The organism is Rhodopseudomonas sp. RCAM05734 (genome assembly GCF_052658035.1).
In genome coordinates this window covers 2,941,855-2,961,213 of the sequence record NZ_CP199742.1, presented here as the reverse complement: position 1 = coordinate 2,961,213, position 19,359 = coordinate 2,941,855, and the positions used below count along the sequence as shown (strand labels likewise).

The window sequence follows — 19,359 nt, the reverse complement described above, 5'->3', positions numbered from 1 at the left end:
AGTAAATAAAGCTTTAGGTGGCACTCGGTTAATTTCGAGTTGATTTGGCATCACGTAGGACTGCAGGGACGCAACCGGCGGCGGCTACGCGCCGCCGATCAATATTCCGACCGCCAGCACGATGACTCCACCGAGCACGATCTCGAACACTGCCTGCACTAACGGCATATCCGTGTGCTCTTGATCATCAAGTCGCAGATGCCGCCGCGCAGCCACGGGGACCCGCACCTGGTCATCGAGCCCTTGTCGGAGAGCGCCTCAGCAATGCCCAGCTTCCGAACGCAGGCAGCTTGCGCGTGGCAAGTGCTGGCGGATCGCGCTACGCGGCGCGAACCGAGTTGAGGAACTGGGCGACCTCGGCCTTGAGGCGCGCGCTTTCGCTGGACAGCGACTTGGCCGCATGGAGCACTTGAGAGGACGCGGATCCGGTCTCGCTGGCGCCGCGCTGCACGTCGGTGATGTTGGCCGAGACCTGCTGGGTTCCCTGCGCCGCCTGCTGGACGTTGCGGGAAATCTCCTGCGTCGCCGCGCCCTGCTCTTCCACCGCAGACGCGATGGTCGAGGCGATTTCCGACATCCTGGCGATGGTGTTGCCGATCTCCCGGATGGCGTTCACCGATTCCTGCGTCGCGGCCTGGATGCCGGTGATCTGCGCGCTGATCTCGCCGGTCGCCTTGGCGGTCTGCTCGGCCAATGCTTTCACTTCGGACGCCACCACCGCGAAACCGCGGCCGGCTTCGCCAGCGCGCGCCGCTTCGATCGTCGCGTTCAGCGCCAGCAGATTGGTCTGTCCGGCAATGGTGTTGATCAGTTCGACCACATCGCCGATGCGCGCAGCCGCCTTCGCCAGTTCGCCGACGCGGTCGTTGGTCGACTGCGCCTGCACCACGGCCTCGCCGGCGATCCGCGCCGAGTCCTGCACCTGGCGGCTGATCTCGTTCACGGAAGAGGCCATCTCCTCGGTGGCGGAGGCCACCGACTGTACGTTGGTGGACGCTTCTTCGGAAGCTGCCGCCACCAGCGTGGTCATTTTCTCGGAGCGCTCGGCGGTCGACGTCAGCGTTCCGGCGGAGGCCTCCAATTCGGTGGAGGCCGACGAGACGATGTCGACGATCTCGCCGATCATCGCCTCGAAATCGCGCGTCATCGTATCGACGCGCTGGCCGCGCCGGATCTTGGCATCGGCTTCCGCGGCAGCGGCCTCGTCGGCGGCTTTCTTGGCAATCAGGGTTTCCTTGAACACCTGCAGGGATTTCGCCATCGTGCCGATCTCATCGGTCCGGTCGATCGCGGGAATGACGACGTCATGCCGGCCGGCGGCGAGTTCGCTGACGGCCTCGGTGATCGTCGCCACCGGCGCGATCACCCGACGGCGCAACATCACCGTCACCGCGCCCAGCACGCCAAGCAAGGCAAGAACTGCGGCGCAGGTCAGAGCCAGCATCATCATGGCGTGGTCGCGCCCGGTGCGGGCACGCTGCGCGGCCTCGGCCAGCGCTGCATCGCGGACCGTGATGAAAGCTTGGATGGCCGGCACGATGGTTGCGGCGAGGACGTCGGACGTCATGGCGTATTTGCCGTCGCTGCGTGCGGCCGGCATCTCCTTCTCGATGGCGGGCGCGGCGCGATCGAAATAGCCCTCGATCGCGACCTTGAGCGGCGCCAGCAGCCGTTCCGGCTTGCCGAGCTGATCGACAGACGCCTCGATCCGTTCCCGGCCGGCGTCGATACGGCCCTGGCCACGATCCATGCTGGACATCTCCGCCGGCGTCAGCGGCCGGCGGGTGCTGACCGGCAGCGAGAACGTCGCCGCGCGGCTGCCGCCGGTGACGCGGATATCCTGGGCGGTGCGGGCGATGCTCAACAATGTCGTGAGCGATGCGTCCGCCACGGCAACATCGTTTTCAAGGCGGTTCAGAAGCGGCTCGACGCTGGCGACGGCCTTGCCGACGCCAGGCAGGAAGCCCTTGATGATGGCGGGGTCGCGCGCCGTCATCGGTGAGGTCATGGCGCGATCGGCGCTACCGAGAACGTCGGTAAGGCTCGCCGCGGCCTTGGACAGGCCGTCAATTACCGCCGCGCCGTCGCTGAGTGCACCGATAGCCTCGCGCGCGCTCGCAAAAGCGGCGTCCGATGCCGCGCGCACCTTCGCAACGGCGTCGAGCTGCACCGGCGTCGCCGCGGCTTCCTGGAACAAGGGTCCGACATAAGGCGCCCGCAAGCCCGCCATGTTCTGTCCCACCACCAGAACTGCGCCGAAGGCCTCGACGGCCCTCATGGCCTCGCTCTTGCTGGCGACGGTTCGATATTGCGGGACGAGCACCTCGGCGCCCAGAAGCACTGCCAATCCCGTGACCGCGAGCATGGAGAGCGAAAACAGACGACCGATTTGCATGGCACGTTCCTATGGTTCGTGCCGTCAAGGTATTGGCCGGAGCATAACTGTGCATTAACGGGCGGGCTGCGCGACAAACGCGAGTGGTAGCTCGATATTGGAAAATGAAAATTTTCTCAGTATGCCAAGCTACATATTGCCGCTATGTCGTCCGTCAGAAGCGGGGTGACTCGTGTTTCGAACGGCGCGGGTCCTGCTATCAATTCGCGCGCGGATGCGACGCATCAGTGAGCCGTCGACGTCGCAATCGGAGCCGCTACGCGCGGCTGCAAAGCACGATGGCTCCGGCTACGCGCCGCCGATGAGGATGCCCACCGCCAGCACGATGACGCCGCCGAGCACGATCTGGAACACCGCCTGCATGAACGGCGTGTCCATGTACTTGGCGCGGATCCAGGCGATCGCCCAGAGTTCGAAGAACACCACCACGCCGGCAATGGCCGTAGCGATCCAGAACGCGTTGGCCCAGGAGTCCGGCACAAGATACGGCATGGTGTGGCCGAGGCCGCCCACGGTAGTCATCAATCCGCAGATGCCGCCGCGCAGCCACGGCGAGCCGCGCCCGGTCATCGAGCCGTCGTCGGACAGCGCTTCGGCAAAGCCCATGCTGATGCCGGCACCGATGGAAGCGGCGAGGCCGACAAGGAAGGTCGCCCAGTTCTGGTGTGTGGCGAAGGCCGCGGCGAACAATGGCGCCAGCGTCGACACCGAGCCGTCCATCAGGCCGGCGAGCCCGGGCTGGACATATTGCAGCACGAACATCCGCCGCCTGGTGTGATCCTCTGCGCTGCGTGCGCCCGGCGTCAGGAACGTCTCCGACAGCCGCGACGCCAGCTGCTCGTGGCCCTTTTCCATCTCGGCGAGATCGCCCAGCAGCTTGCGGACATGGACGTCGGTGGTCTGCTCGGCGGCCCTGGCGTAGAATCGCTCGGCCTCGAATTCCATGGTCTCCGCTTCCTTGCGGATGGCATCGAGCGGGAGATTGCGGGTCAGCCAGATCGGGCGACGACGGATGAATCCCTTGACGTCGCCGCGGCGGATCGGCGGCAGGTTCGGCCCGAACCGTTGCTCATACATTTCCAGCAGCATGTGCCGATGGCCCTTTTCCTGCTCGGCCATCTCGCTGAAGATCTTTGCCGAATCCGGGTAGCGATCGAGCAGGTCCTCGGCGAAGCTGGAATAGATGCGGCTGTCTTCCTCCTCGCCGGAGATCGCGACCGCCAGCACCTCGCGCTCCGTCAAGTCTGAAAATGCCTTCATCTTCAATGCCTTATTTTAGATTAGAATTATTCTAATAGATATAACGACGGCCCGCGGTTTTGTCAAAACGATTGCCGCGGTGCGGCACAGGGACCACGGTCTTGCTATTCGACATGCCGCAACGATCGCTCCCGCACGCCGCCCTGCGGACACTGCCCCGGGGGACGATCGGGAGCAGCGACGGCTGATCGTCATCGCCGTCTGCGGCGCCTTCCGCCACGCGGTATCAGCGTGCCGCGTTTCGGCTTTGACGCCGCGCGACCGTCAGTTAGTTTGCCCGCAACAATGCCGGCCACTCAGGCCGGAGACAGGGAGAGCAAACGGGATGATCGACATTCATGGAGTCCGCGGGGCACTGCGGGCGGCGGCGGCCGTCATCGCCATCGGCACGGCGGGCAGCGCGCTGGCGCAAGGCACCTACCCCAATCGCGCCATCACGCTGGTACTGCCGTTTGCCGCCGGTAGCGGCACCGACACCACCACGCGCGTCATCTCGCAGCAACTCGCCCAGGCGCTCGGCGTCACCATCGTGATCGACAACAAGCCCGGCGCGAACGGGTCGATCGCCGCCAGCTATGTCGCCCGCGCGCCGGCGGACGGCTACACGCTGTTCGTCACCACCAACACCTCGCATTCGGCCAATCCCTATCTGCTCAAGACCATGAACTACGATCCGATCAAGGACTTCACCCCGATCGCCCGCACCGGCGACCTGCCCTTCATGCTGGTGATCAATCCGGAGATCCCCGCCAACTCGGTGGCCGAGCTGATCGCCTTGGCCAAGAAGGACCCGGGCAAGTACTCCTATGCGAGCGGCTCATCGTCGGCGATCGTGTCGGGCGCAACATTCGCGCGGCTCGCCGGCATCGACATGCTGCACGTTCCCTACAAGAGCTCGCCGCCCGCGCTGACCGACGTCATCGCCGGCCGCGTCAGCATGATGTTTACGGACGTGCCGACCGGACTGCCGCACGTCAACGGCAAGGCGCTGAAGGCGCTGGCGGTGACCACCAAGACTCGTTCGAAACTGTTACCCGATCTGCCGACCATGGACGAAGCGGGCGTCAAGGGCTTCGATATCACCTCGTGGCAGGGCTATCTCGGTCCGGCCAACATGCCCCGGGATATCGTGCTGAAGCTCAATACCGAGATCCGCAAGATCATCGACCGTCCGGAAATGAAGAAGGATCTCGCCGACCGCGGCATGGAGGCGTTCTCCGGACCACCGGAGGAGTTCGATGCCTTCCTGAAGGAACAGCTCGTCGTGTGGGAGAAGCTGATCAGGGAAGCCGGCATCGAGAAGCAGTAGGGACTACTGCCACAGACGGAGCGTCATCCTGAGGTGCGCGCTCTTGCGCACCTCCCGCCGAAACGCAATTGCGTTTCGGCGGGGACGACGGCTGCGCCCCCTTGCCGCAGCCTTGTCCCCCGCTGTCATTCCGCCGTCATGCATCCGTCAGCGCGCCGTAACGCGCGCGCCCCAGAACACGCAGCATGGTCACCACAAGGAGAACCACCATGCGCAAATCCCTGCTCTGTTCCGTAGCGTCGATGCTGCTGCTGTCGTCCGCGGCTCTGGCGCAAAGCGAAGGCGAATTTCCCGCCAAGCTGGCCGGCCATGCCGTGCTGCCGGCAATGTCGACCATCGATGCGCCGGCCGACGCGCCGAACGACCTCAAGACCTCCGGAAAATACACCACCGGCAAGCGCGTGGACGCGCTGGGCACCGTGATGGGCAAGTCCTTTGAGCGCGATACCGGGATTTCGCTGCCGATGAAGGGCCAGCCGCTGCAGGGGCATTCCGGCATCAAGGTGATGCCCGACGGCTCGTTCTGGGTACTGACCGACAACGGCGCCGGCTCGCGCTACAATTCAGCTGACTACATGCTGTATCTGAACCACCACAAGATCGACTGGAAGGCCGGCAAGGTCGAGCGTCAAGCCACCGTTTTCCTGCACGACCCCGACAAGAAGGTGCCGTTCCGCATCGTCCACGAGGATACCGCCAAGCGCTATCTGACCGGCGCTGATTTCGATACCGAAGGCTTCCAGATCATCGGCGACAATTTCTGGATCGGCGATGAATTCGGGCCCTACATCCTCAAGACCGACATGACCGGCAAGGTACTTGCGGTGTTCGAGACCGTGATCGACGGCAAGCCGGTGCGTTCGCCGGACCATTGGCAGGTGCAGTCGCCGGGCGCACCGGGCGCCACCTTCACCAACGTCAACCTGCGCCGCTCCAAGGGCTATGAGGGCTTCGCGTCGTCGAAGGACGGCAAGTTCATCTACGGCCTGCTCGAAGGCCCGGTGTGGGATGCCGAGAAGAAGGACTGGGAAAAGGTCGACGGCAAGGAAGCCGCGCGCATCCTCGAATTCGACGTCAAGGCCGAGAAGTTCACCGGCCGCTCCTGGCAGTATGTGTTCGAGAACAACGGCAATGCGATCGGCGACTTCAACATGATCACCGCCGACAACGGCCTGATCATCGAGCGCGACAACGGCGAAGGCACCAAGGACAAGGCCTGCGCCGACGGCAAGCGCGGCACCGACTGCTTCCCGGATCTGGCCAAGTTCAAGCGCGTGTTCAAGATCGAACTCAGCGACGCCAATGTTGGCAAGCCGGTGCGCAAGATCGGCTATATCGACCTGATGAAGATCCAGGATCCCGACAAGAAGTCGCTCAAGCCCTTGAACGACGGCGTTCTGACCTTCCCGTTCTTCACCATCGAGAACGTCGATCAGGTCGATGCCACGCATATCATCGTCGGCAACGACAACAACCTGCCGTTCTCATCGAGCCGCGAGCCCAACAAGGCCGACGACAACGAGTTCGTACTGCTCGAAGTCGGCGATTTCCTGAAGGCGAAGTAAGCTTCGCTGCTCGGCCTTGTCTCCACGAGAAAAGCCCTCCCTTGCGGGAGGGCTTTTTGCTGCGCGGGCAGGTTCGCCTGCCCCATTCCGGGAGAGCGAGCAAGTCAGCGTTACGCCGCCCGCACCTTGCTGAGGAAGTCATTGACCGCCGTGCGCAGCATGCCGGACTGGCCGTCGAGATCGCGGGCATTGGACAGCACCTGCGAGGCCGCTGCACCGGTGGCTTCGGCGGACGCGCTGACGCCGCCGATGTTGTTGCTGATCTCGTGGGCGCCGGCGGCGACCGACTGGATGCTCTGCGCGATCTCGCGCGTCGCCTTGCCCTGCTCCTCCACCGCGCCGGAGATGCGGCTGGCAATCTCGCTCATCTCGCTGATGGTGCCGGTGATGCCGGTGATCGACGCCACCGCCTCGCCGGTGGAGGCCTGCATGGCCGAGACCTGGGCCGAGATTTCCTCGGTGGCCTTCGCCGTCTGACTCGCCAGCGCCTTCACTTCGGAGGCGACCACCGCGAAGCCGCGGCCGGACTCTCCGGCACGCGCTGCCTCGATGGTGGCATTGAGCGCCAGCAGGTTAGTCTGCGAGGCGATATTGTGGATCAACTGGACGACCTCGCCGATCTTTTCGGCGCCGCGCGACAACAATTGCACGGTGGCATTGGTGCGTTCGGCATCGCTGACGGCACGGCTGGCGACCTGCGTCGACTGCGCCACCTGGCGCAGCACCTCGTTGACCGACGCCGACAGTTCCTCGGCGGCCGAGGCCACCGTACCGACATCGTCGGACGAGCGCTGCGAGGCGGCGCCGACGGTGGCGGCGCGCGAGCTGGCGTCAGACGCCGTCGCGGTCATCGACTGGGCGGTGGTCTGCATATCCGTCGCCGCGGTCGCAACCGACCGGACGATGCCGTTGACGCTGCGCTCGAACTCGTCGGCGATGCTCTGCATCGCTGCGCGGCGCTCGGCGGCCGCGCGGTTCTGGGCGTCGGCCTCGACCTGCTCGAGGCCGCGGATCCGCAGCGCATTGTCCTTGAACACCTGAACGGTCTTGGCCATGGCGCCGACCTCGTCGCCGCGCTCCACGCCGGGAATGCTCTCGTCGAGCGCGCCATTGGCGAGCCCCTCCATGCGCGCGCCAAGCTGGCCGAGCGGCGCCGTGATGCTGCGGCCGATCAGCCAGGCGATCAGCCCGGCAATGGCGCCGATGGCGACCATCGCCAAGCCAAGCGTCCACATGATGGGCTTGAGCTTGGTATCGAGGTCGTCGAGATAGGCGCCGCTGCCGACGAACATGTTCCAACCGGGAATCGGAACCGCGTAGGCCACCTTGCGCGACATCTCCTGCGAGTTGGGTTTGAGGTTTTCATAGCGGAGCGCAATTTCACCCTTGGCGGCTCCGTCGCGCAATTCGCGGATCACCCCCCGCCCATTAAGCAGCGAGTCAATCCGGTTCTGGCCGACCAGCTTGGGATCCGGCAGCGCCAGAGCCACACCTTCCATTGTATAGGCGAACAGGTAGCCCGCGCCGTTGTCATAGGTCAGCGTATTTGCGCGACTGACGAATTCCGCGATCGCCGCTTCCTGGGTAAGTTTCCCGGCGGCTACCTGCTTCTGCAACCCGATCGCCATGTTGCGTGCGGCCTCGACAAAGATCTTGGTCTGGTCGATACGCGCCGTCAGCATTTCGTTCCGCATCAGATTGGCGGCGAGAAGGCCGGCTGCGCACAGCCCCATCAAAGTCACCCCCACAAGGATGATCAGCTTGGAGGTGACGCGAAGGTTGTTGAATTGCACTGGCTATCTCCCGAACGGTCGCGGCGACGGACCTAATCCGACAGTAGCGTTCATATCCTCGCTATTGATTAGCCTGCGACTCCGTAAAAATACGGGGAATCGCAACGCGTGATTGCCACCATAAATACCTTCCCGTAACGCACGGCATTTCCGGGGAGCCGGCAGGTCAGAGGATCAGCAAGCAGCACCGGCATGGCTCACGCCGCCCGGACCTTGCCGAGGAAATCATTGACCGCCGCGCGCAGCATGCCGGACTGACCGTCCAGATCGCGGGCATTGGACAGCACCTGCGAGGCCGCGGCGCCGGTGGCTTCGGCGGCCGAACTGACGCCACCGATGTGATTGCTGATCTCGCTGGCACCGGCAGCAACCGACTGGATGCTTTGCGCTATCTCGCGCGTCGCCTTGCCCTGCTCCTCGACGGCGCCGGAGATGCGGCTGGTGATCTCGCTCATCTCGCCGATGGTGCCGGTGATCCCGGTGATCGACGCCACCGCCTCGCTGGTCGATGCCTGCATGGCCGAGACCTGGGCGGAGATTTCCTCGGTCGCCTTGGCGGTCTGGCTGGCCAGCGCCTTCACCTCGGATGCCACTACTGCAAAGCCGCGACCGGACTCGCCGGCGCGGGCCGCCTCGATGGTGGCGTTGAGGGCCAGCAGGTTGGTCTGCGAGGCGATGTTGTGAATCAGCTGCACCACTTCGCCGATCTTCTCGGCGCCGCGCGACAGCAGTTGCACGGTGGCGTTGGTCCGCTCGGCGTCGCCGACAGCGCGGCGGGCGACCTCGGTCGACTGCGCCACCTGGCGCAGCACCTCGTTGACCGATGCCGACAGTTCCTCGGCTGCGGAGGCGACCGTGCCGACGTCGTCGGACGAGCGCTGCGAGGCGGAGCCGACCGTGGCCGCGCGCGAACTGGCATCGCTTGCCGTCGCGGTCATCGATTGCGCGGTGGTCTGCATGCCGGCCGCCGCGGTCGAAACCGAGCGGACGATGCCGTTGACGCTACGCTCGAAATCGTCGGCGATGCTTTCCATCGCCGCGCGGCGTTCGGCGGCGACGCGGCCCTGCGCGTCGGCTTCGACCTGATCGAGGGCGCGGATGCGCAGCGCGTTGTCCTTGAAAACCTGCACCGTCGCCGCCATCGCGCCGATCTCGTCGCCGCGCTCCACACCGGGAATGCTCTCATCGAGCGCGCCATCGGCGAGCGACTTCATGCGCGCCCCGAGGCGGCCGAGCGGGCGGGTGATGCTGCGTCCGATAAACCAGGCGATAAGGCCGGCAACGGCGGCAATCGCGAACATTGCCAGACCGAGCGCCCAGATGATTGGCTTCAGGTGCTCGTCGAGGTCATCCAGATAGGCGCCGGTAGCAATGAACATGTTCCAGCCGGGCAGCGCCGCCGCATAGCCCATCTTGCGTGACAGAACCTGCGCGTTGGGTTTGGCAAATTCGTAGGTCAGAATGTGCCAGCCCTTGGCTGCCACGCCGTCGCGAAACTCGCGCGTCACGGCCACGCCGTTGACCAGCGTGTTGAGGCGATCGGCCCCGGATTTGAAGCCCGGCAGATGAACCACGGTGCCATCCATGGTGTAGATGAACAGATAGTTGCCGTTGTCATAGGTCATCGGCTCGATCCGGCGCACCAGCTCGGCGGTGGCGGCTTCCCGCGTCAGCTTTCCGGCGGCGACGTCCTTCTGCAGGCCGGCAGCCACGTTGCTGCCGATTTCGACGATCGACTTCAACTGTTCGGTCCGCGCCGCGAGCATCTCGCTCTTGACCATGTGGGCCGCCAGAACGCCTGCAGCACACAGGCCGATCATCGTGACCGCCACCAGAATAACCAGCTTGGTCGTGATGCGAATGTTGTTGAATTTCACGGCTATAGCTCCCTTGGCCCACACTTTCAGCAGCGCTCGGCATGACCCCTGGAAAGAATATATCAACGTAGTGTTTTCAAATGCTTACGCCCGCCGCCGATCAAAAATACCGCGACGTGGAATTCACGCAAAAAAATCCCCGCCTTTTTGGGGCGGGGATTTTCATTTTCGTCGTTGCAAAGAGTCGCCTGCGGCGACCGAAGCGCTTGCGATCCTAGAACGTCAGCGCCTTGGCCTGCTTCACCTGCGGCAGGGTCTGCACCTTCGCCAGCACATCCGCCGGCACGGCACCGTCAACCTCGACCAGGGCAATGGCGTCACCGCCCTTGCTGTTGCGGCCGAGATGGAAGGTAGCGATGTTGATCCTGGCGTCGCCGAGCAGCGAGGCGAACTGGCCGATGAAACCGGGCTTGTCCTCGTTGGTAACGTAGATCATCGACTTGCCGAATTCGGCATCGACCCGGATGCCCTTGATATCGACCAGACGCGGCTGGCCGTCGGCATAGACCGTACCGGACACCGAGCGCTCCTGCTTGTCGGTGGTCACCGTCACCGTGATCAGGCTCTCGTAGTCGCTCTGCGCGGCACGCACCACTTCGTCCACCACCATGCCGCGCTCCTTGGCGACGACGGGGGCGGAGACGACGTTGATGTCGCCGAGCATCGGGCGCAGCAGCCCGGTGAGCGCCGCCGAGGTCAGTGCCTTGATCTTCATTTCGCCGACAGCGCCTTCATAGGTGATGGTGACCTTGGCGATGCCGGTCTCGGTCGGCTGCCCGGCGAACGAGCCCAGCTTTTCGGCGAGTTCGATGAACGGCTTCAGCTTCGGCGCTTCCTCGGCGGTGATCGACGGGAAGTTGACCGCGTTCGAGATCGCGCCGGTGAGCAGATAGTCGGACATCTGCTCGGCGACCTGCAGCGCGACGTTTTCCTGCGCCTCGGTGGTGGCTGCGCCGAGATGCGGCGTGCAGATCACGTTGGGATGGCCGAACAGCACGTTAGCGGTCGCGGGCTCCTCGACGAACACGTCGAAGGCGGCGCCAGCGACATGCTTCGTGTTCAACGCATCGACCAGCGCCTGCTCGTCGACCAGACCGCCGCGGGCGCAGTTGATGATGCGCACGCCCTGCTTCATCTTGGCGATTGCTGTGGCGTCGATGATGTTCTTGGTCTTGTCGGTCAGCGGCGTGTGCAGCGTGATGAAATCGGCGCGCTTGAACAGGTCCTCAAGCTCGACCTTCTCGACGCCGAGATCCTTGGCGCGCTCCGGCGACAGGAACGGATCGAAGGCGATCACCTTCATGCGCAGGCCGAGCGCGCGGTCGGCGACGATCGAGCCGATATTGCCGCAGCCGACCACGCCCAGCGTCTTGCCGGTGATCTCCACGCCCATGAAGCGGTTCTTCTCCCACTTGCCGGCCTGGGTCGAGGCATCGGCCTGCGGGATCTCGCGCGCCAGCGCCATCATCAGCGTGATGGCGTGTTCGGCTGTGGTGATGGAATTGCCGAACGGCGTGTTCATCACGATGATGCCCTTGGCGGTCGCCGCGGGGATCTCGACATTGTCGACGCCGATGCCGGCGCGGCCGATCACTTTCAGTCGCGTCGCCTTCTCAAGGATCTTGGCCGTGGCCTTGGTGGCCGAGCGGATGGCCAGGCCGTCATAGTTGCCGATAATTTCGGCGAGCTTGTCCTTATCCTTGCCGAGGTTCGGCTGGAAGTCGACGTCGATGCCGCGATCCTTGAAGATCTGCACGGCGGCGGGAGAGAGAGCATCGGAAATGAGGACTTTGGGGGCGGTCATGATGAGGCTCCTTCACCCTCCCCTTGAGGGGGAGGGTCGGCGCGAAGCGCCGGGATGGGGTGAAGCTACGAGCTGACAATTGAGTGAACGAGCGGGGGGAGTTCTTCACCCCACCCCGCCGAATCGTGACGACGCCGCGCGTCGCTCAGGGTCCGTCGACCCTCCCCCTCCAGGGGAGGGTAAGAAGTGCTTAAGCCGCCTTGGCGAGCGAGGACTTCATCTCGGCGAACGCCCAGTCGATCCACTGCGTCAGGATCTCGACGTCCTTGGCTTCCACGGTGGCGCCGCACCAGATGCGCAGGCCGGCGGGAGCGTCGCGGTAGTGCGCGAAGTCGAAACCGGCGCCTTCCTTCTCGACCAGCGCCACCAGCTTCTTGGCGAAGTCAGCCTGGGCATCGGCTGACAGCGACGTGATGGCGGGATCGACCACCTTCATGCACACCGAGGTGTTGGAGCGGATCGCCGGATCGGCAGCGAGGAAGTCCACCCACGGCGTGCGGGCCTTCCAGTCGGCCAGCACCTTGGTGTTGGCGTCGGCGCGCGCGATCAGCGCGCTGAGACCGCCGACCGACTTGGCCCAGCCGAGCGCATCCAGATAGTCCTCGACGCACAGCATCGACGGCGTGTTGATGGTCTCGCCTTCGAAAATGCCTTCGTTTAGCTTGCCGCCCTTGGTCATGCGGAAGATCTTTGGCAGCGGCCAGGCCGGCGTGTAGCTCTCGAGACGCGCGACAGCGCGCGGGCTGAGCACCAGCATGCCGTGCGCAGCTTCGCCGCCCAGCGCCTTCTGCCAAGAGAAGGTGACGACATCGAGCTTGGCCCAGTCGAGCTTCTGCGCGAACGCCGCGGAGGTGGCGTCGCAGATGGTCAGGCCTTCACGATCGGCCTTGATCCAGTCGGCATTGGGCACGCGCACGCCGGAGGTGGTGCCGTTCCAGGTGAAGACGATGTCCGACGCCGGATCGGCCTTGGAGAGGTCAGGAATTTCGCCATAGCCGGCATGCAGCTTGGTGACGTCCTTGAGCTTCAGTTCCTTGACGATGTCGCTAACCCAGCCTTCGCCGAAGGATTCCCATGCGATGGTGGTGACGGGCCGCGCACCGAGCAGCGACCACAGCGCCATTTCGACCGCGCCGGTATCCGACGCCGGCACGATGCCGATCTTGTAGCCGGCCGGAACTTCCAGCACTTCGCGGGTCAGTTCGATGGCGAGCTTGAGCTTGGCCTTGCCGACCTTCGCGCGATGCGAACGGCCGAGGGCTGCATCCTTGAGATTTTCGGGGGTCCAACCGGGGCGCTTGGCGCAGGGACCGGAGGAAAAATGCGGCACGTTCGGCCGCGAAGATGGCTTAGCTGCAGTCATAATCTATCCTTCCAGATAGCAAGCCTCCCGTTGGGGGAGGTGGCCCGCTGGCGTGGATATGGGAATCGCCTTCCGGCGTCAAGGAACTTCCCAGCACGCGCGAAAAGGTGATGACGGTTCATCCTGCTCCGCTTCCTGCTCCCGCGCGAGCAATCCCGCCGCCACGGTCACTGAACGTATCGCCTTCCGTTTGCTGGTGAATTTCATCACGCCGCGATCGTTCACCTGGACAACGTAGTCGTTGCCGATTTTGACGATCGCATAGCATTTCTTGATTTCGACATTCACGCTCGATATACGCGCGAGACGTCTGTCCGTTGCACGACATTACCATCGCGCGCCCATTTGGTTGCCAACAGTTTAACCGGAACCGGCCGAATCGCAGCCTCGCTGCGGCAATCAACGGGCCGGCGGCAGGTCCAGTTCACGTTCCGCCGCGGCGATCCAGCGCCGGATCGATGCGTAGCCGTCGAGATGGAAGCCGCCTTCATGGGCGACGCGCGTATAGGCAAGCAGCGCCACGTCGGCGAGTGAGAACGGATCGCCGATCAGGAACCTGGTCGCCCCGAGCTGGTGCTCCATACGTGCCAGCGCAAAGTAGCCACGCTTGATCTTCTCCGGATCGAGGTCGGACGCCGGCTTGCCCTGATAGACCATCTGGTGGCGGCAGACCGCGATATAGGGCTCATGGCTGTACTGCTCCCAGAACAGCCACTCATCCATTTTCGCTGCCTGGAACGCATCGCGGGGAACAAGATCGCTGTCGCGCGCGAGATAGCGGATGATGGCGTTTGATTGCGCCAGCATGCGGCCGTCGTCGAGCACGATGGTTGGCACCTGCCCGGCCCCGTTGAGCTTGAGGAATTCCGGCGTCCGGCTTTCGCCCTTCATCGTATCGACGTCGATCCAGTCATACGGCAGCGCCAGCCGATCACAGACCCACTTCACCTTCAGGCAGTTGCCGGAATTGCTGTCGCCGTAGATCTTCATGATCGCCCTGCTCCATGTCGGAAGCCCAGAGCAGCAGCCCGGCCAAATCCTGTCAACAGGTTTGGCGGGCGGCGGCGCGCGATCAGAACTTGTAGCCGAGCCCGGCGCGCACGGTGTTGATGCTGGTATCGACGGCCGACGAGAAGCGGATGTATTCCCACTCGGCACGCAGGAACAGGCCGCCAATCAAATTGACGTCCACGCCAAGTCCGGCGGAATAGCCGTAGAGCAAGTGGCTGTATTGGGCATCGGTCTTGTTGTGGTCGAACGAAATGTACTGAAAACCTGGCGCCGCGTTGACGTTGACGGACTGGCCGAAGACGCGCGCCGTCCTGATGATGTCCGCCTGTCCCAGCGCGACACCGCCGAACATGTAGGGCAAAAATGATCCGAACGCGTAGCCCGCGCGGGCCCGGAACGTGCCGATGTCGGTGATCGACATGCTGGATAAACCGTAGTTGGTCACGCCATCGGTGTAGCCGAGCGAGTCGACAAACGAACGTCCCACGCTGCCGCTCTGCGTGCCGCCGAATTTGCCATGCAGATAGCTGAGCTCGACGCCGATCACCACGTCGTCCCACTGGCTGTTATAGCCGACGAAGCCGCCGAAGCCGTTGCCGTTCTGTGATGCCTTGCCCATGACGGGCCATTGCGACACCTGGCCGTCCTGCTCGATCGCGAGGCCGTCAAGCATTCGCGCCGTAACCGCGCGCGTGGCTCCCGCGAAATTCATGTCGGAGCGGCCATAGCCAGCCTGGGCACCGATATAGTAGCCCTGCCAGTTCACCTGCGAGGAGCTCACGCCGTCCGAAAAGGCGCCGCGCAGCACCGGAAGGTCCGGCATGTCTGCGGCCTGTGCGCCATGCGCCATCCCAAGCATTGCCGTCGCCATCAGAAACTTACGCATCACGACATCCCTCAACTCATCGACTGTCATGATCATCCCGCGTTAACCTTAACCAATGGTTGCGCGAGCGCGGTTCACGCAAAACAAAACGGCGCGGGAAGGTCCCGCGCCGTTAAGATGTCTTAAGATAGTTGGGCCGATCAGCCCTTGCGGATCAACGGCGGCGGCGGCGGCGCATAGGCCGGCGCAGCGTCGAGATTCCAGCGCACGCCGAGCTTCAGATCATGCGAGGTGATGTCCTTGAACTGCATGGCAACCCCCTTCGTGAAGCCAGTGTAGTCCGAAACGGGCCCGGTGGTGCCGCTACCGAGATTCATGTAGCTGTAGCCAAGTTCGACGGTCATCGCCGGGTTGACCTTGTAGGCCAGACCGGTGTGCAGCGCCCAGGCGAAATTCCACTTCGACGCGGCCGGCGCGCCCGCGTAGCTCGACGAGCTGACGAAGTTGACGAGCGTCCCACCGTTATCAGTGTAATTCGCAATATTGACGCGAGCCATACCGACACCAGCACCGACAAACGGTGTCACACACCACCAGGTGCCCAGATCGACATAGCCGTTGGCCATTGCGACCCACTCAGACTTGCTCGCATTATAGTTATTGACGCCACTCCCAACGAATCCGCTCGAAGGAAAGGTGATGCGGTCGGTGCCCTTAAAGTTCGAATTGCCGCGGTACTGGCCAGTGATGTCGCCGCGGAACCAGCTATTGAACTGATAGCCGACGCCGACCTGATAGATGCCTGCGGTGTCGAAAGCCGTGGTCTCCTGAAGCGACAGCAGAGCGGCGTTCCGGTTATCGCCCATTTCGATGTTCTTCACGCGCTGATTGCTGAAGCCGATGTCGCCCCGCAGATACCAGCCACCGAACTCTTCGGCCGGCGGGGCCGGCGGCGCGTAGTACTGCGGCGGCGGCATGGGCATGTCGGCGGCAAAAACCGCGGTCGACATCAGGGAAGCCGCTCCGGCGACCAATATCAATTTCACGCTACGCATTGGCGTCGTCCTTTTTCAAGAGAGGCAATACCGGGGGCCCCACACTCAGAAACTCACGGACGGACGATGACACCAAATTCTTAAGCGGCGCTTAACCCTAACAATTAAGGTTGACAATATGTGAGGACCGCTGTGGAACCCGCGCACGACGCGGTCGCGCCACAATTACTAACAATGTGTTGATATCAAACTGGAGCGCGCGGCGGATCGGCTAGTGCGCAGAGCGCGGCATCTTCGGCAGCAGCACCGCGAGCAGGCCGATGGCCGGCAGCACCGCGCAGAGCTGATAGACGAAGGCGATGCCCATGCGGTCGGCGACCTCGCCGAGCAGCGCCGCGCCGATGCCCCCTGCCCCGAAGGCAAAGCCGAAGAACAGGCCGGAGATCATGCCGAAGCGATGCGGCACCAGTTCCTGCGCGTAGACCAGGATCGCCGGCATCGCCGACGACAGGACGAAACCGATGATCACGCTCAGCACCGCGGTGCCCATCAGGCCTGCGAACGGAAGCGCCAGCGTGAACGGCAGCACGCCGAGGATCGAGAACCAGATCACATAGCGGCGGCCGATCCTATCGCCGATCGGACCGCCGAAGAAGGTGCCCACCGCATTCGCCCCGAGAAACGCGAACAGATAAAGTTGCGCGCCCTGCGTCGAGACGCCGAACTTCTCGATCAGGTAAAATGTGTAGTAGCTGGTCAGGCTCGACATGTAGATGAACTTCGAGAACACCAGCACGATCAGAATGCCGATGGCAAATGCCACGCGTCGCGATGTCGGGGCATCGGGATGCCGCGCCACGGCCCTAGCGGCACGCGGCACGATGCGCGGCTTGTACCAGCGTCCGATCTGCCACAGCAGCACGATGGCGACAAATGCGATCGACGAAAACCAGGCGATGCTGGGCTGACCGAACGGCACCACGATCAACGCCGCGAGCACCGGCCCCAGCGCCGATCCGGCATTGCCGCCGACCTGGAACACGGATTGCGCCAGACCATAGCGCCCGCCGGACGCGAGCCGCGCGATCCGCGCCGATTCCGGATGGAACACCGCCGAGCCCAGCCCGACCAGCGCCGCAGCGACCAGGATGACCGCATAGACATGGGCGATGCTGAGCAGCAACAGGCCGAAGAAGGTAAAGCCCATGCCGATCGCCAGCGAGAACGGCAGCGGCTTCTTGTCGGTGAAATGGCCCACCACCGGCTGCAGCAGCGAGGCGGTGATCTGGAACGCCAGCGTGATCAGGCCGATCTGCGCGAAATCCAGCGCATAGTTTTCCTTCAGGATCGGATAGACCGACGGAATCAAGGACTGCATGGTGTCGTTGAGGAAGTGCGATAGGCTGATGCCGCCGAGCACCAGATAGGCCGGACCGGTTGGCGCAGCCAGTGCGGGCGTGCTCACAGGCGCGACCTGCGATTCCTCGGTAACGACAACGGGCTTGTTCACGACGGCATCCTGCAATGGGACGCTCCTCGTACAATGAACCGCCCGGGCGGACTATGGATATTAGTCGATAGCAGCGATGCGCGGCGATCGAGGTCTGACGCGCACGCCTGGATCTCACTGTCATCGCCCGCGCAGGCGGGCGATCCAGTAGTCACCGGCGACAGTGACAAAGCCGAGGCAACGCCACTTACTGGATCACCCGCTTGCGCGGGTGATAACAATTGAGTGTAGTTCTAAAACGTTGTGGTCCGCGCACCCGTAGGCGCTCCATCAAGCCGCGGCCTGCCCCAGCGCGGAGACGATGGTATCGACGACCTCCTCCACCAGAATGCGGTCGTCGCCCTCGCCCATCACGCGGATGACCGTCTCGGTGCCTGAGGCGCGGATCAACAGTCGGCCGTGGCCGTTCAGCCGGACCTGACCGGCGGCGATAGTCGACTGCACCTCGGCGTCGTCGAGCGGCTTGCCGCCGCGATAACGCACGTTCTTCAGGATCTGCGGCAGCGGCTCGAACAGGTGGCAGACCTCGGAGACCGGGCGGCCCGACTTCTGCACCACCGCCAGCACCTGCAGGGCCGCGACGAAGCCGTCGCCGGTGGTCGCGTAGTCCGACATGATGATATGGCCGGACGGCTCGCCGCCGACATTGTAGCCGTTCTTCATCATCTGCTCGAGCACGTAGCGATCGCCGACCGCGGTGCGGATCAGTTCGATGCCCTGCGCGTTGAGGAAGCGCTCGAGGCCGAGATTGGACATCACCGTGGAGACGATGCCCGGCTTGGCGAGGCGGCCGTCTTCCTTCCAGCTCTGCGCGATCACCGCCAGCAACTGGTCGCCGTCGACCACATGGCCACGCTCGTCGACGATGATGACGCGGTCGGCGTCGCCGTCCAGCGCGATGCCGATGTCGGCGCGCATCTCACGCACCTTGCGCGACAGCGCTTCCGGTGCGGTGGAGCCGCATTCCTTGTTGATGTTGAAGCCGTCGGGCTCGACACCGATGGAGATCACGTCGGCGCCCAATTCCCACAGCGCTTCCGGGACCACCTTGTAGGCGGCGCCGTGGGCGCAATCGACCACGACGCGCAGGCCGTCGAGCGAGAGGTCGCGCGGCAGCGTGCGCTTGGCGAATTCGATGTAGCGGTCATGCACGCCGTCGATGCGACGGGCGCGACCGAGGCTGGCGCTTTGCGCGAGCTTCCGGCCGAGATCCTCATCGAGCAATTCCTCGATCTGTTTCTCGACGTCGTCCGACAGCTTGAAGCCGAGCGGACCGAACAGCTTGATGCCGTTGTCCTCGAACAGGTTGTGCGATGCGGAAATCATCACGCCGAGGTCGGCGCGCATCGACTTGGTCAGCATCGCCACCGCCGGGGTCGGCATCGGGCCGACCAGCAGCACGTCCATGCCCACCGAGGTGAAGCCCGCCACCATGGCGTTCTCGATCATGTAGCCGGACAGCCTTGTGTCCTTGCCGATCACGACGCGGTGGCGATGTTCGCCACGCTGGAACACCAGGCCGGCGGCCTGCCCTACCTTCAACGCCAGCTCCGGCGTGATGACGCCATTGGCGCGGCCCCGAATGCCGTCGGTCCCGAAATATCTGCGGCTCATGCTAACCCCCACGGTCGCCTGCGGCTGCCGGCAACCC

The 19,359-nt window shown here is 64.0% G+C and carries 14 protein-coding genes and 1 pseudogene; 2 read left to right on the top strand and 13 right to left on the bottom strand.

Annotated elements, in window-relative coordinates:
- Positions 1 to 84: 84 nt before the first annotated feature.
- From ACUXVA_RS14080 to mbfA, 3 genes and pseudogenes are all read right to left on the bottom strand, one after another.
- Positions 85 to 272 (bottom strand): annotated as a pseudogene (locus tag ACUXVA_RS14080) (iron exporter MbfA); the annotation flags it as partial.
- Between the two features lie 47 nt (positions 273 to 319).
- Positions 320 to 2,395 carry a methyl-accepting chemotaxis protein gene (locus ACUXVA_RS14075; RefSeq protein WP_265079742.1) on the bottom strand — a complete coding sequence of 692 codons (2,076 nt, stop codon included), beginning with the start codon at positions 2,393 to 2,395 and terminating at the stop codon, positions 320 to 322.
- 288 nt (positions 2,396 to 2,683) lie between these two features.
- A complete protein-coding gene (mbfA, locus tag ACUXVA_RS14070; RefSeq protein WP_265079743.1) occupies positions 2,684 to 3,655 on the bottom strand; it encodes an iron exporter MbfA in 972 nt (323 codons plus the stop codon).
- Between the two features lie 325 nt (positions 3,656 to 3,980).
- On the opposite strand from mbfA, the gene ACUXVA_RS14065 reads away from it, so the two are divergent.
- Both ACUXVA_RS14065 and ACUXVA_RS14060 read left to right on the top strand, forming a co-directional pair.
- Positions 3,981 to 4,964, top strand: coding sequence for a Bug family tripartite tricarboxylate transporter substrate binding protein (locus ACUXVA_RS14065; protein WP_413776389.1), 984 nt, complete (start codon positions 3,981 to 3,983; stop codon positions 4,962 to 4,964).
- A 209-nt stretch (positions 4,965 to 5,173) separates the two neighbouring features.
- The gene (locus ACUXVA_RS14060) at positions 5,174 to 6,529 is read left to right on the top strand and encodes an esterase-like activity of phytase family protein (RefSeq protein WP_265079744.1); all 1,356 of its coding nucleotides are present in this window, start codon (positions 5,174 to 5,176) and stop codon (positions 6,527 to 6,529) included.
- Between the two features lie 110 nt (positions 6,530 to 6,639).
- Here the strand turns inward: ACUXVA_RS14060 and ACUXVA_RS14055 are convergent, their stop codons facing one another.
- From ACUXVA_RS14055 to glmM, 10 genes are all read right to left on the bottom strand, one after another.
- Complete coding sequence (locus ACUXVA_RS14055; RefSeq protein WP_445492739.1) at positions 6,640 to 8,322, bottom strand: methyl-accepting chemotaxis protein; 1,683 nt, start codon at positions 8,320 to 8,322, stop codon at positions 6,640 to 6,642.
- Positions 8,323 to 8,519: 197 nt separating this feature from the next.
- Positions 8,520 to 10,199 carry a methyl-accepting chemotaxis protein gene (locus ACUXVA_RS14050; protein ID WP_265079745.1) on the bottom strand — a complete coding sequence of 560 codons (1,680 nt, stop codon included), beginning with the start codon at positions 10,197 to 10,199 and terminating at the stop codon, positions 8,520 to 8,522.
- A 214-nt stretch (positions 10,200 to 10,413) separates the two neighbouring features.
- Positions 10,414 to 12,003: a phosphoglycerate dehydrogenase gene (gene serA, locus ACUXVA_RS14045; protein WP_445492737.1), complete on the bottom strand. Its 1,590-nt coding sequence runs from the start codon at positions 12,001 to 12,003 to the stop codon at positions 10,414 to 10,416.
- A gap of 190 nt (positions 12,004 to 12,193) precedes the next feature.
- Complete coding sequence (locus ACUXVA_RS14040) at positions 12,194 to 13,366, bottom strand: phosphoserine transaminase (protein WP_265079747.1); 1,173 nt, start codon at positions 13,364 to 13,366, stop codon at positions 12,194 to 12,196.
- A gap of 78 nt (positions 13,367 to 13,444) precedes the next feature.
- The gene (locus ACUXVA_RS14035) at positions 13,445 to 13,654 is read right to left on the bottom strand and encodes a hypothetical protein (protein WP_265079748.1); all 210 of its coding nucleotides are present in this window, start codon (positions 13,652 to 13,654) and stop codon (positions 13,445 to 13,447) included.
- A 111-nt stretch (positions 13,655 to 13,765) separates the two neighbouring features.
- Positions 13,766 to 14,356: a glutathione S-transferase family protein gene (locus ACUXVA_RS14030; RefSeq protein ID WP_445492734.1), complete on the bottom strand. Its 591-nt coding sequence runs from the start codon at positions 14,354 to 14,356 to the stop codon at positions 13,766 to 13,768.
- 82 nt (positions 14,357 to 14,438) lie between these two features.
- Positions 14,439 to 15,263 carry an outer membrane protein gene (locus tag ACUXVA_RS14025; RefSeq protein ID WP_445492732.1) on the bottom strand — a complete coding sequence of 275 codons (825 nt, stop codon included), beginning with the start codon at positions 15,261 to 15,263 and terminating at the stop codon, positions 14,439 to 14,441.
- Positions 15,264 to 15,403: 140 nt separating this feature from the next.
- Positions 15,404 to 16,258 (bottom strand): outer membrane protein, encoded by an 855-nt coding sequence (locus ACUXVA_RS14020; protein WP_445492730.1) that lies wholly within the window; start codon positions 16,256 to 16,258, stop codon positions 15,404 to 15,406.
- Positions 16,259 to 16,469: 211 nt separating this feature from the next.
- Positions 16,470 to 17,708, bottom strand: a complete 1,239-nt coding sequence (locus ACUXVA_RS14015) for an MFS transporter (RefSeq protein WP_265079751.1) — start codon at positions 17,706 to 17,708, stop codon at positions 16,470 to 16,472.
- A gap of 270 nt (positions 17,709 to 17,978) precedes the next feature.
- Positions 17,979 to 19,322, bottom strand: a complete 1,344-nt coding sequence (gene glmM / locus ACUXVA_RS14010; protein ID WP_265079752.1) for a phosphoglucosamine mutase — start codon at positions 19,320 to 19,322, stop codon at positions 17,979 to 17,981.
- Positions 19,323 to 19,359 lie beyond the last annotated feature (37 nt).